The organism is Pseudomonas sp. GW821-FHT01E05 (assembly GCF_059422425.1).
Genome location: NZ_JBWKWW010000008.1, coordinates 165336 through 177783, shown reverse-complemented (window position 1 = coordinate 177783; position 12448 = coordinate 165336). Strand labels below are relative to the sequence as shown.

The following is a 12448-nucleotide window of genomic DNA, read 5'->3' as shown; positions in this document are numbered from 1 at the left end:
TCGTTGCTTGCTATTGATGGGACGCTGCCCCTGCTCAGAGGTCAGGGTTCAGCCGCAACGGAATTCTGCGCTGGCCGAACGCGCCGGCATATTGCTCGAAGCGCCCGGCGATGGGGGAGTCGCACTGCGGACAGCGACCGCCTGCCGTTACCTGGTAGTGCAGGATGCGGTGCCAGTCACGCACGATCAATGGCTCGCCGCAGCCCGGACAAGAAGTCGTGCCGCCTTCAGCATCATGTACATTGCCCGTGTAGACAAAGCGTAGCCCCTGTGCACAGGCTATCTGTCGGGCGCGGGTGAGCGTCGCCGCCGGAGTCGGCGGCGTGTCGAGCATCTTGAAATCGGGGTGGAAGGCGGTGAAGTGGATGGGCACATCCGGGCCCAGCTCCGTGAACACCCAGGCGCACAGTGCCTCGATTTCACCATTCGAATCGTTGTAGCCCGGAATCAGCAAGGTGGTAATTTCCGTCCAGACGTCGGTTTCATGCTGCAGATAGACCAGGGTATCCAGCACTGGCTGCAGATGCGCGCCGGTGAGCTTGAAATAGAAGTCGTCGGTAAAAGCCTTCAGGTCGACATTCGCCGCGTCCATCACCGCGAAGAATTCGCGCCGGGGCTCGTCGTGCACATAGCCTGAGGTCACGGCCACCGTCTTGATGCCGAGCGTATGGCAAGCGTTTGCTGTATCGATGGCGTATTCGGCAAAGATCACCGGATCGTTGTAGGTGAAGGCCACGCTGCTACAGCCCGACCTTTGCGCAGCCAGGGCTATCTGCTGCGGGCTGGCCTGATCCATCAGACGGTCCATGTCCCGCGATTTGCTGATATCCCAGTTCTGGCAAAACTTGCAGGCGAGATTGCAGCCCGCCGTGCCGAAGGAGAACACCGCCGAGCCGGGGAGGAAGTGGTTGAGCGGTTTCTTCTCGATAGGGTCGATACAAAAGCCGGATGAGCGGCCGTAGGTGGTCAGCACCATCTGCCCGCCTTCGCGCATGCGCACGAAGCAGGCGCCGCGCTGTCCGTCCCGCAGCTTGCAGTCACGAGGACACAGGTCGCACTGAATTCGGCCATCGGGCAGGTTGTGCCACCAGCGGCCGGAGTAATGTCCAGACAGGTCATTCATAGCCAGGTTCCTGCCGCTTGCTGACTGTGTCGCACGCCAGACGGATATCTACATGCCAGAATCGGCGGGCGCGTTTCAGCCGTGTGCGCTCCTCACTTGTGGGCAAACGTACAAAACTTCAGATCGGTGGCAGCCTGGCTGCAGAGTGCCCAGGATCGGCAAAAGCAATGCCTGCGACAGCGATATCGTCGTGAGGGATCGCAAGGGCGCGCTAATTGATCTGCACAATGACCGGACCTTCCGTTACGACCGGCGGGTTCGCGTGGATATGCGAGGCATTTTTCTGTATCCAGTCGCGCGCGACTTTCAAGCTCTCATCGGTGCCGGCCTTGTCCGTGCAAACAGTCACCGATATACCGCCATCACCCGTATTGAGCAGTGTGTAGCTAACCAGGCCAGGCACTTTGCGCAGGGTAGATTCGACGTCGGCCTTGCGCTCTTCCAGAAAATCGAAAAGCTGCTTTGCTCCAGCACCCAAGTAGGTTCTTACAACCGTATACATATGAATCTCCTTTGTGAGTTACCGTCAGAATGCCAATCCAGTTTCGCTGATGGCCGCAATCACTTGGGTTTCAGTTCGTCCCTATTTATTCAGCTTAGCCAAACGCCGGCGACAAGCGAAATGCAACGACCATCGGCTGCTGCTGGCCGATTCCCGCCTTTCACGACTGACCGGAGTCGACCCGGTCATTCACCAGGGGGCCCCACAGCATTTGTGGGATCACCTTCAGCAAGCATCTGCGTCAGGATTTCTCGCTCCTTCACGCCAGGCACGACGCCGCTGGTTTCTGCTTCCAGTACGGTGAAGCCTTCTTCGTTGGTCATCGTGATAGTCGCTGAGGCTCGGCCCTGTTCATCCATTTCCTTGATGAGCCAGTGGCAGCGGATGGTGTCGCCGGCATAGACCGGCTTCTTGAAGTGGAAAGTCATGCCGGACGCCAGCCAGCCGATCTCGGTGACCAGACTTGCCGTCAGCAGGCGATGGGAAATCGGCGTCCTGAAGCGGCGGGCCTCGGCGTAGCGCGTATCGAAATGCACCGGGTTGTAGTCCCGGGAAATCCTCGCGAAGAGCTAAATGTCTTCCTCGGAAAAGAGTCGGGAAACCGTGAAACTATCACCCACGTGCAGCCCTTTTGCGGCGCGCTGTCTGATGCTGATCACTGAATAATCCTTCGTCGTGGTTTTTATGGATTGGCCACTCATCGCACGGGTAGCGGCAAGGGAGTGTTCAATAAATAAGAAATGAATTAACCGCCCAGGCCACTAGCTATCCGGTCAGTACTCCGTTGAACTTTCTGAATCGACGCTTTGAAGGCATTGTTTTGATGACGGGCTCGCTATACTTCACGTGTCGGCATCATCTGTCATCAAATGTTAAGTCACTGACGCTCAATGAAAAGCAGGCGCTTTGTGCGTGACGATACTGGCTTGGTCACCGAAGTCGGTCAGTTAATCGAAACCCGCTTATACATTACGTCGGATGCCTCTCCGCCTTGACGGGGGGCTGTCAGTTGCATCTCAGTAAAACAATCCTGGAGAGAGCAGCATGAAGTTCAGTCTTGTTGATAACGGCAACCCCAGCCGCCGGCGCGTACTACGCGATGCCTTCGCCTTGGCTCTGGCAGCTTCTCCATTGGCAAACCTCGCCAGGGCAGCCGACGAAACACCGGAAGAAGTGACCTTTGCTGCCGGCCCACGACCGCTGGTGCAATACCCGCAAAAACGACCGTTGACCCTGGTGACCAGCCGCCCACCGCACCTTGAGACGCCATTCCCCGTCTTCAACGAAGGGCCCATCACGCCGAATGACGCCTTTTTTGTGCGTTACCATCTGGCCAATATCCCTACCAGCATTGATCCGGACAGCTATCGTCTGACGATCAAGGGCTCGGTCAACACGCCGCTGTCACTTTCCCTTACAGAACTCAAGGCCCTCGCCGAACCGGTAGAAGTGGTGGCCGTCAATCAGTGTTCGGGTAACAGCCGTGGCTTCTCGATGCCGCGCGTGTTCGGCGCTCAGCTGGGCAATGGTTCAATGGGTAATGCCCGCTGGGTGGGGGTACCGCTCAAGGCGGTATTGGAAAAGGCAGGGGTGAAAGCCGACGCCAGGCAAGTGACATTCCGTGGGCTCGATAAGCCAGTGTTGCCGAGCACGCCGGAGTACATCAAGGCCCTGGACATCAGCCATGCCATGGACGGCGAGCCCATGATCGCCTGGTCTATGAATGGTACCGACCTGCCATTCCTCAACGGTTACCCGATACGTCTGGTGGTGCCAGGCTATTTCGGCACGTACTGGGTCAAGCACCTGAGTGAAATCGAAGTCGTCGACCACACCTACGACGGTTTCTTTATGGCTAAAGGCTACCGCGTTCCGGACAACGATTGTTTCTGCGTCGCCCCCGGCACCACTGCGGCGCAAACGCGGCCGATATCCAAGATGCCGGTACGCAGTTTCATCACCAGCGTCAAACACGGCGATGTGTTGCCGCTGAAAAAAAGCGTGGTGCTCAAGGGCATTGCGTTCGACGGCGGCATTGGAGTCAACAAGGTGGAAGTGTCGATCGACGGCGGAAAAAGTTGGCGCGAAGCCAGGCTCGGGCAAGATCTTGGCCGTTTCTCCTTCCGTGAGTGGACGTTGCCGATCACCTTTACCAGCAAGGGCGCCACACAGTTGATGGTGCGAGCCAGTAACAGTGCGGGCGAAACGCAGCCGCTGCGAGCCGACTGGAACCCCGGTGGCTACCGCCGCCACGTCGTAGAAACCAGCCACGTGACCGTCGCCTGAGGGGGCCCCGCATGAAACGCATGACCACCTTGCTGTGCGCGGCTCAGGTTTGTTTGGCTGCCATGGCTAGCGCAGCGCCACTATCGATCACGTTGCCGCCCGAAACGGCTGTGCTCAAGCCCAATGCGCTGCCTGGCTACCAGTTGGCCCAGCAGAAATGCTCCACCTGCCATTCTGCCGACTACATCAACTTCCAGCCTCCCGGCATGAGCCTGGCGCAGTGGACTGGGGAAGCGAGCAAGATGCAGCACGTGTATGGTGCTCCGATCAGCGATCAGGATGTGAGCATCATCGGCGCCTACCTTGCGGTGACCTACGGCAGTGCCCATGCCAGCGATGCCGATGTGCAGGCTGCCTCGAATCCATCGGCAGGCCAGATCACGGCGGCGCCGGTAGCCAAAGTCGACGCCATGGCCTTGCTGCAGAGCAACTCCTGTCTGTCCTGCCACGCGATCGATCATAAGGTCGTAGGTCCGGCCTATCACGATGTGGCTGCCAAGTATGCCAATGACCCGCAGGCACTGGCCAAGGTAACGTCCAGCATTCAGCACGGCAGTACCGGCAAATGGGGGGATATCCCGATGCCGCCTTTCGCGCAGTTAAGCCCGGACGACCTGCAAACCCTGGCGACTTTCGTACTGCACCAGTAAGCCCGGTCCCGGCTCGGCCAGATACCTGATGGTGTAATGCAGCCGAACTCAAAACGCTGTGGACGCCGAGTACTGTCTGGAACTGGAGAGCCTGATCAGCAAACACTCCGCGGTGATGTGGGTCGCGGTCGTGGGCATTGCCGATAAGCAATGGGGTGAACGCCCCATGGCCCTGGTGGTGTGCGAGTCGGGGGCATACCTTGACCGAGCACATTGGCTTCCCACACCGGGTTTATTTAACGGCATAAACCTTTCGTACATACCGAGTGCTTTTCCACGCGCACGGCGTACCTTGCGCTACGAACACGGTGTCACCGGTGTTGACCGTCAGGCTCGTTCCGTCGGGAGCCAGCAGGGTGACGCTGCCTTCGATCAGGTGCATCAGCTCATTGAGTTTGTGCGCTCGAGTATGGCGTTCGTAAGGTGTCGAGTCCCAGACACCCACTCGCAGGTCTGTTGTGTCGTCTTCGAAGGCATTGCGTGACCGGCACTGCGGAGCGGGCCCGATCAGTATGTGTGGTTCCGGTGCCGCCGAGGGAGACAGCATCGCCTGCGGGTCGAGCGCTGTCAGTCCTGGTGTCGGGGCAGCGGTGGGGCGGGTTACCGCGCAGAATGCCCACTGAGTGTCGATTTGCGCCTCGATCCGCAACGCGGTCCCGCGACCGATCACTGCGCTGGCTCCGATCCCCAGTTCCAGCGTCTGCCCCGGGGATTGCAGTACGACGTGGCCGGCGTGGACCACGATCACTTCGGTATGTGGAAAATCATCAATACTGAGCGCGCCGGACGCATGCACGATCCCCGCAGATACCCCATCGGATCCGGTGTAGGCGATCTGACGACTGTCCATAAACGGATCGATGGAGCTCAAAGGCGCTGCATTGAAGGAGGTAGAAACACTGCTGCCGTCGGCGCGGGCCAGCAGCATAAGGGTAGGTTGGGACATACGGGTGACGCTCCATGGAAACAGGGTGTAGAGGGTGTTGGGTGCAAGTGGCTGTATTGCGCACCGTTGTCAGCCAATGGCTTGGGTCACGAGTGCGAACTGCCGGACGCCGTTGAGCGCTTGCGGCGGTGTGCCCCGTGACATTTGCGCCACGGTGTCGACCTGTTTGAGCCCGGCCAGCTCCAGCCAATCGCCCAGGCCGCAGTCCGCCGGAATGTCGATGCGCACGAAGGCATCCGGCACTTGGGCCAGCAACACCGCAATCAGGTGTTTGGCCTGTTCGAGGTTTTCTGCGACGACTGGGCCGATGCAGCGACCGCGACCGAAGGGACGCAGCAGGGCGAAGGCGCGCAATTGGCCGTCGCGCTCGATACCCACCGAGTGCTCGACGATATCGAACAGATCCGTGAGCACGGTTTGCCGCTCCAGCCCGCTGCCGGCGTTGGCCAGGAAAATTTGCTGAGCCCGATCAGACTCACGTAGTGGGCGGCATTGCTCACCGTCTGCCAGCGGTTCGGGTGCGGGTGCTTGCGCCTGGCCTTGATGCTGCTGAACCCGGCCGAATTCGATAAAACCCTGGCTGGCGTAAAGCGGCGCACCGGCAAGGGTGGCGTTCAGCATCGGGGTACGTGATGTGCAGGCGTCAAGTGCCTGCTCCATCAGCTGGCGACCGATACCCTGGCCTTGATAGTCGTTGCTGACGATCACCAGGCCGATTGTGGCGAACTCACCCTGAGGGCAGGCGAAAGCCGTGCCGATCAGACGCTCGCCGTCCAGGACCACAAAGCCTTCGCTGACCCGCTGCAACATGGTCCAGTCTTCCAGGCGATGGGGCCACTTCAACTGCACGGACAAGGCATGGGCCGAGGGCAGGTCGGCGGCCGTCATCGGGCGATAGACATAAGCAGATTGTTGCGAGGCGGACATGGCGAGTCTCCGTTGGACAGTGTGCGCGATCGACCGGTTTTCCAGAGCGATGGTGCCTGTATCCCATCTGTGTGAAGGCCTGACAAGGGGGGCTGGAACATTCGGCAGATTCCGCACGCCCAAGGCCCACAGACCACACTTACTACTTAATTGCACACTAAGGTCGGCAGCAAATGCTTGGGCTTTTTTTCTACGATGAAGGCCTGAGTTCACGACTCGCCGTCCCTTTTTGGAGTGCTCCATGGATAGCTTCGATCCTCGTCTTATCGCTGTGCGCAGCGCTCATTTCATCGCCGGAAAATACCGCGATGCTCAACCGGGGCTGGAGGTCGTGCGACCGTCGGACGGCCAGGTCTATGCCCAACTGCCGGTCGCCGATGCCGACCTGGTGGATGAAGCCGTCAACAATGCCTGGCAGGCTTTCAACCGCAGCGATTGGGCAAGCCGCCCACCCCGGGAGCGGGCGCGGGTCATGCGCCGCTGGGCCGACCTGATCGAAGCCGATGCAGCCGTCCTGGCACCGCTCGAAGCGGTGGGCTCGACCCGTCCCCATAAAGACGTGATCGCCTGGGACATTCCCTACGTGGCGGAAGGCATTCGCTTCTTTGCCGAACTGGCGGACAAGCACGGCGGCCACGTCGCGGCGACCCAGACGGATCGGCTGGGCATGCAGATCGCCGAACCTTACGGCGTCATCGCCGCCATCGCGCCGTGGAATTTCCCCCTGAGCATGGCCTCCTGGAAAGTTGCCCCGGCATTGGCGGCAGGTAATGCCGTGGTGCTCAAACCGTCGGAATTGACGCCGTTCTCCAGTCTGCGCTTTGCCGAGCTGGCGTTGCAGGCGGGTATTCCGGCCGGGATCTTCAACGTGGTCCAGGGCGATGGTCGCGTCACCGGCGATGCCTTATGTCGCCACCCGCGTGTGGCCAAGGTGACCTTTACCGGGTCCACGGCGACCGGGTCGAGCATCATGTCCACCTGTGCACTGACAGGACCGAAACCGGTGACACTGGAACTCGGCGGCAAGAGCCCGCAACTGGTCTTCGCCGATGTGCCGGATATCGCGAAAACCGCTCGCACCGTGGCGCTGGCCATTACCGGTAATGCCGGGCAGGTCTGCGTGTCCGGTTCGCGGCTGTTGATCCAGCGTTCGATCATGGAACCGTTTATCGCGCACTTGCAGGCGTATTTCGAGGAGCTGCGTCCAGGTCCGACCTGGTCGAGCGAGAGCACGCTGTCACCGATCATTTCCCGTTTACAGGCCAGCCGCATCGACGGTATCGTCCAGCGCTCGCGTCAGGCCGGGGCCGAGGTACTGACCGGCGGCGGATTGTTCGAGGGCCTGGGCGGTGCTTATTACCAGCCAACCTTGCTGGCCGGTCTGGATAATGAGAACCCGGCGGTGTGCGAAGAAATCTTCGGCCCGGTACTGACGATCCAGGCGTTCGATGATGAAGAGCAGGCACTGAGCCTGGCCGCGCATGCCACCTACGGCCTGGCGGCGGGTGTGCACACCGCCGACATCAACCGCGCCCTGCGCCTGGTTCGGCGCCTGGAGGCGGGAACGGTGTGGGTCAATCGTTACGGGCGCAGCAATGACTACATCCTGCCGACCGGCGGCTACAAACGCTCCGGCATCGGCAAGGACCTGGGGCGAGAAGCGTTCGAAGCCAATTTGCGATTCAAGAGTGTGCTGATCGATATCGCTGGCTAACCCGCCGATCAATTAACGAACGACGTAATCCGTAGCAGCTGCCGAGCCTGCGAGGCTGCGTTCGGCTGCGAAGCAGTCGTAAACCTGGTATGCGGGATCTGTCTGATGTACCGCGAGTTCTGATTTTGCGACTGCTGCGCAGCCGGACGCAGCCTCGCAGGCTCGGCAGCTGCTACAGGGATCGTAGGCAGGTTTCAAACCGCACCCAAACGGGCGCTTTCTCGCGGAAGCGCCCGTTCTCGTTGAGCCCGGCGCAGGTTCTGCGGCACACAAGTGTGTGCTTGAGCCCCGCGGGGTAACAAGGATCCATAAGAGCGCACAAATACGGGGTTTGCCCAAGGCTGGAGCGAGCCGCAAAGTCTGCTGAGGGGGGGCGGTAAAACGGTGGTTTGTATCAAGCAGAGGTCGCTTTTAACGCCATCTGCTGATTTCACGGTGTTGTAATGACGGTGTGCTGCAGCGTTGCATCACGGCTCCCGGAACGGAGCGAATGCTTGTCACGCCATGACCTCAACGAACTTTCAGGACCGCACTCAATGAGCTTTCTTCGCCCCAAATTCATTACGTTCGACTGCTACGGTACGCTGACCAATTTCCACATGGGAACGATGACTCGCGAACTATTCGCCGATCGTGTCGTGCCCGAGCAGATGGATCAGTTCGTCAAGGACTTCTCCGCCTATCGCCTGGACCAGGTCATGGGTGACTGGATGCCGTATGACGAGATTCTCAAGACCGCCCTGGCGCGGACCTGCAAGCGTTGGGGGATCGAATACCGTGACGAAGGTCAGCTGTATTACGACGCCGTGCCAACCTGGGGCCCGCACCCTGACGTACCGGCCGGCCTGTCGAAAATCGCCGACAAGATCCCTCTGGTGATTTTCTCCAACGCCAGCAACAGCCAGATCATGTCCAACGTCGACAAGCTTGGCGCACCGTTCCACAAGGTCTTCACCGCCGAACAGGCTCAGGCCTACAAGCCTCGTCTGGCGGCATTCGAGTACATGCTCGACAACCTCAACTGCGGCCCGGAAGACATCTTGCATGTCTCTTCCAGCTTCCGTTACGACCTGATGCCGGCCCACGACATGAAGATCAAGAACAAGGCCTTCGTCGCCCGTGGCCACGAAGTTCCGGCCAATGTTTTCTACGGCTACCAGCAGATCACCGACATCGGCGGGCTGGCCGCGCTGGTCGGTCTCTGAATCGTAACGGTAACGGCACTGTTCAAGGCACTCTTTTTGGCATAGGCGGTTTAGACATGCGCAGCGAATCCTACTGGCTCGACACCGCTCCGGCATTCACCGGTGCCCAGCTCGGTGCACTGCCCGGGCAGGTCGACGTGGCCATTGTCGGTGGCGGTTTCACCGGTCTGGCGGCGGCTCGGGCGCTGGCTTTGAAGGGCGCCAGTGTGGTGGTGCTGGAAGCCGGCCGGGTGATTGGCGAGGCGTCAGGGCGCAACGGCGGCCAGTGCAATACCGGCGTTGCTCAGGACTATGCCGGCTTGAGCGCCAGCCTCGGCGCCGATAAGGCGCGGGCCTATTACCAGGCTTATGAAAGCGCTGTGCAGAGCGTCGTTTCGCTGGTGGAGCAGGAGCAGATCGCCTGCGACCTCAAGCGCAACGGCAAGCTCAAGCTGGCAGCCAAGCCGCTGCATTACGAAGGGCTGGCGCGAACCTGCGAATTGATTCGCCGGGAGGTCGATGCCGATGTCGAGTTGCTGTCTGCCGAACAGATACGCGCTGAAGTCGACTCGGCCCAGTTTCACGGTGGCTTGCTGCAGCGCAACGGCGTGCAGATGCATGTCGGGCGTTTCGGCGTCGGCCTGGCCGAAGCCGCCGCACGCCACGGCGCACTGATCTATCAAGGCACGCCGGTGACGGACTGGAAAGCCAATGCCAACGGTTATCAGGTCAACACCACCAAGGGTTCGCTGCAAGCCGGGCAGGTTCTGCTGGCCACCGGCGCCTGTCAGCACGGTGGATTGAGCTGGTATCGGCGGCGGATCGTTCCGGTCGGCAGCTTTGTCATTGCCACCGAGGTTTTGTCCAAGGCCTTGATCGACCAACTGCTGCCGACCCGGCGCGCCTACGTCACCAGCCGCATGATCGGGAATTACTTTCGCCTGACGCCCGACAACCGTCTGCTGTTCGGCGGCCGGGCACGTTTCGCCATGTCCAACAGCGTTTCCGACGCCAAGAGCGGCAAGGTACTGCACGCCGCGATGGTGCAGATGTTCCCGCAGTTGGCCGACGTGAAGATCGACTATTGCTGGGGCGGTCTGGTGGACATGACCTCCGACCGGCTGCCGCGTGCCGGCCAGCATGGCGGGGTTTATCACTCCATGGGCTACAGCGGCCATGGGGTACAGATGTCGGTGCACATGGGCCAGGTCATGGCCGAGGTCATGGACGGCAATGTCGAGGCCAACCCCTGGCGCGAACTGGACTGGCCGGCGATTCCCGGGCATTTCGGCAAGCCCTGGTTCCTGCCGCTGGTGGGCGCTTATTACCGGTTCCAGGACTATTTGCATTGAGTTGATGTTGTGGTGTCACCGTCGTTTGCGTTTCCAGGACGTTCCGGTCAACCGGAACACTCGAGCCTTCTCTTTATCGACAGGTACAACTGATATGACTGACAACAAGACCGACCCAAAACTGATCTCGGGCCAAGAGAGCCTGCGGGTATTCGAAGGGCTCAATCGCGGCATGTCGCGCCGCAGTGCCTTGCAAATGCTGGGGGTGGCCGGGGTTGCCGCCGCGGGCGCCGGTAGCCTGTTCGGTGCCGCCGGCAAGCTGTTTGCCGACGAAGCCGCAAGCCCTGGCAAAGGCAAGCCGGGCGGGCGGATTCGCGTCGCCGGCATGTCCAGCTCCACCGCCGATACGCTGGATCCGGCCAAAGGGGCGCTGTCCACCGACTACGTGCGCCACTTCATGTTCTACAACGGCCTGACCCGTTTCGACGGCCATCTGGTGCCGCAGCTGGAACTGGCCGAGCGCATCGATAACACCGATGCCACGCTGTGGACCATCACCCTGCGCAAGGACGTAACGTTCCACAACGGCAAAACCCTGAGCGCCGCCGACGTGGTGTTCTCACTGTCGCGACACAAGGATCCGCTGACCGGTTCCAAGGTCATGCCGCTGATGGAGCAATTCGTCGAGATCAAGGCCACTGGCGCCAACGAGGTACAGATCCGCCTGAGCGCACCGAACGCCGAACTGCCGTCGATCCTGGCGGTGTCGCACCTGCTGATCGTTCCCGAAGGCACCACCGACTTCAACCAGGGCATCGGCACTGGGCCGTTCAAGGTCAAGGAGTTCAAACCGGGCGTGCGCTCGATTGCTGCGCGCAATACCGGCTACTGGAAACCGGGCCTGCCTTATCTGGACGAGATCGAGTTCATTGCCATTGCCGACGAGCCATCGCGGGTCAACGCACTGCTGTCGGGCGACGTGCACATGATCAACGAGGTCAACCCGCGTTCGACCACGCGAATCAAGGCCAGCGCCGGTCACCGGGTCGTCGATGCGCCGTCGGGCAACTACACCGACTTGATCATCCGTCAGGATCAGATGCCCGGCAAAAGCCCGGAATTCACCCAGGCCCTCAAGCACCTGATGGACCGTGAGCAGATCAAGTCCGCGGTATTCCGTGGGTTTGCGGTGGTCGGCAATGACCATCCGATCGCTCCCGGTTCGCGCTACTACAACGCCGACCTGCCGCAGACGGTCTATGACCCCGAGAAGGCGCGTTTCCTGCTGAAAAAAGCCGGGATGGACAATGTCAGCATGGCGCTGGCCGCTTCGCCAGCCGCCACCGGCTCGGTGGACATCGCGGTGCTGTTGCAGCAGTCGGCGAAACAGGCCGGGCTCAAGCTCGATGTCAACCGCCTGCCCAGCGATGGTTACTGGTCCAACCACTGGATGAAGCATCCGTTGAGCTTCGGCAACATCAACCCGCGACCTAACGCCGACGTGATGTTCTCGCAGTTCTTCCAGTCGAGCGCGCCGTGGAACGAATCGGGCTGGAAGAACGAGCAGTTCGACCAGTTGCTGATGCTCGCCCGGGGCGAAACCGACGACGCCAAGCGCAGCAAGATGTACGCGGACATGCAGACCCTGGCGCATGAACACTGCGGCATTGGCATTCCGGTGTTCATCAGCAACATCGATGGCGTCGACCAGCGCATCAAAGGCTATGGCAGCAACCCGCTGGGCGGTTTCATGGGTTACATGTTCGCCGAGCAGGTCTGGCTGGACGCTTGATGGGCTGGTGCAGGTTCTTGCGGGAGTAGTGC

General features: G+C 60.6%; 10 protein-coding genes and 2 pseudogenes. 7 read left to right on the top strand and 5 right to left on the bottom strand.

Annotated elements, in window-relative coordinates:
• Positions 1-34 precede the first annotated feature (34 nt).
• From amrS to AC07W5_RS19115, 3 genes and pseudogenes are all read right to left on the bottom strand, one after another.
• Positions 35-1123 carry an AmmeMemoRadiSam system radical SAM enzyme gene (gene amrS, locus AC07W5_RS19125; protein ID WP_495024107.1) on the bottom strand — a complete coding sequence of 363 codons (1089 nt, stop codon included), beginning with the start codon at positions 1121-1123 and terminating at the stop codon, positions 35-37.
• Positions 1124-1334: 211 nt separating this feature from the next.
• A complete protein-coding gene (locus tag AC07W5_RS19120; RefSeq protein ID WP_494993008.1) occupies positions 1335-1625 on the bottom strand; it encodes a hypothetical protein in 291 nt (96 codons plus the stop codon).
• Positions 1626-1810: 185 nt separating this feature from the next.
• Positions 1811-2284 (bottom strand): annotated as a pseudogene (locus tag AC07W5_RS19115) (MaoC family dehydratase).
• A 385-nt stretch (positions 2285-2669) separates the two neighbouring features.
• Between AC07W5_RS19115 and sorA the strand changes: the two are divergent.
• The 3 genes and pseudogenes from sorA to AC07W5_RS19100 all read left to right on the top strand — a co-directional run.
• Entirely contained in the window at positions 2670-3911 is a 1242-nt protein-coding gene (sorA, locus tag AC07W5_RS19110) for a SorA family sulfite dehydrogenase catalytic subunit (protein ID WP_495012422.1), read from the top strand.
• Between the two features lie 11 nt (positions 3912-3922).
• Positions 3923-4561: a SorB family sulfite dehydrogenase c-type cytochrome subunit gene (gene sorB / locus AC07W5_RS19105; RefSeq protein ID WP_495012423.1), complete on the top strand. Its 639-nt coding sequence runs from the start codon at positions 3923-3925 to the stop codon at positions 4559-4561.
• A gap of 76 nt (positions 4562-4637) precedes the next feature.
• A pseudogene (locus tag AC07W5_RS19100) lies at positions 4638-4769 on the top strand (AMP-binding enzyme); the annotation flags it as partial.
• A 24-nt stretch (positions 4770-4793) separates the two neighbouring features.
• Here AC07W5_RS19100 and AC07W5_RS19095 read toward each other — a convergent pair.
• Positions 4794-5507, bottom strand: a complete 714-nt coding sequence (locus tag AC07W5_RS19095) for a cupin domain-containing protein (RefSeq protein WP_495024106.1) — start codon at positions 5505-5507, stop codon at positions 4794-4796.
• Between the two features lie 69 nt (positions 5508-5576).
• The gene (locus tag AC07W5_RS19090; RefSeq protein ID WP_495024105.1) at positions 5577-6434 is read right to left on the bottom strand and encodes a GNAT family N-acetyltransferase; all 858 of its coding nucleotides are present in this window, start codon (positions 6432-6434) and stop codon (positions 5577-5579) included.
• A gap of 241 nt (positions 6435-6675) precedes the next feature.
• On the opposite strand from AC07W5_RS19090, the gene AC07W5_RS19085 reads away from it, so the two are divergent.
• The 4 genes from AC07W5_RS19085 to AC07W5_RS19070 all read left to right on the top strand — a co-directional run bounded on the left by AC07W5_RS19085 (position 6676) and on the right by AC07W5_RS19070 (position 12416).
• Positions 6676-8148, top strand: a complete 1473-nt coding sequence (locus AC07W5_RS19085; RefSeq protein WP_495024104.1) for an aldehyde dehydrogenase family protein — start codon at positions 6676-6678, stop codon at positions 8146-8148.
• A 536-nt stretch (positions 8149-8684) separates the two neighbouring features.
• Positions 8685-9353: a haloacid dehalogenase type II gene (locus tag AC07W5_RS19080; protein ID WP_495024103.1), complete on the top strand. Its 669-nt coding sequence runs from the start codon at positions 8685-8687 to the stop codon at positions 9351-9353.
• 56 nt (positions 9354-9409) lie between these two features.
• Positions 9410-10684 (top strand): NAD(P)/FAD-dependent oxidoreductase, encoded by a 1275-nt coding sequence (locus AC07W5_RS19075; RefSeq protein WP_495024102.1) that lies wholly within the window; start codon positions 9410-9412, stop codon positions 10682-10684.
• Positions 10685-10778: 94 nt separating this feature from the next.
• On the top strand, positions 10779-12416 hold the full coding sequence (locus tag AC07W5_RS19070; RefSeq protein WP_494993000.1) for an ABC transporter substrate-binding protein: 1638 nt from the start codon (positions 10779-10781) through the stop codon (positions 12414-12416).
• Positions 12417-12448: the final 32 nt, after the last annotated feature.

What these genes read in the sequence shown, in the direction of transcription:
- AC07W5_RS19080 (WP_495024103.1), top strand. Translation starts at nt 8,685, where the DNA reads ATGAGCTTTCTTCGCCCCAAATTCATTACGTTCGACTGCTACGGTACG.
- AC07W5_RS19095 (WP_495024106.1), bottom strand. Translation starts at nt 5,507, where the DNA reads ATGTCCCAACCTACCCTTATGCTGCTGGCCCGCGCCGACGGCAGCAGT.
- sorA (WP_495012422.1), top strand. Translation starts at nt 2,670, where the DNA reads ATGAAGTTCAGTCTTGTTGATAACGGCAACCCCAGCCGCCGGCGCGTA.
- AC07W5_RS19120 (WP_494993008.1), bottom strand. Translation starts at nt 1,625, where the DNA reads ATGTATACGGTTGTAAGAACCTACTTGGGTGCTGGAGCAAAGCAGCTT.
- AC07W5_RS19090 (WP_495024105.1), bottom strand. Translation starts at nt 6,434, where the DNA reads ATGTCCGCCTCGCAACAATCTGCTTATGTCTATCGCCCGATGACGGCC.
- AC07W5_RS19075 (WP_495024102.1), top strand. Translation starts at nt 9,410, where the DNA reads ATGCGCAGCGAATCCTACTGGCTCGACACCGCTCCGGCATTCACCGGT.
- AC07W5_RS19070 (WP_494993000.1), top strand. Translation starts at nt 10,779, where the DNA reads ATGACTGACAACAAGACCGACCCAAAACTGATCTCGGGCCAAGAGAGC.
- amrS (WP_495024107.1), bottom strand. Translation starts at nt 1,123, where the DNA reads ATGAATGACCTGTCTGGACATTACTCCGGCCGCTGGTGGCACAACCTG.
- sorB (WP_495012423.1), top strand. Translation starts at nt 3,923, where the DNA reads ATGAAACGCATGACCACCTTGCTGTGCGCGGCTCAGGTTTGTTTGGCT.
- AC07W5_RS19085 (WP_495024104.1), top strand. Translation starts at nt 6,676, where the DNA reads ATGGATAGCTTCGATCCTCGTCTTATCGCTGTGCGCAGCGCTCATTTC.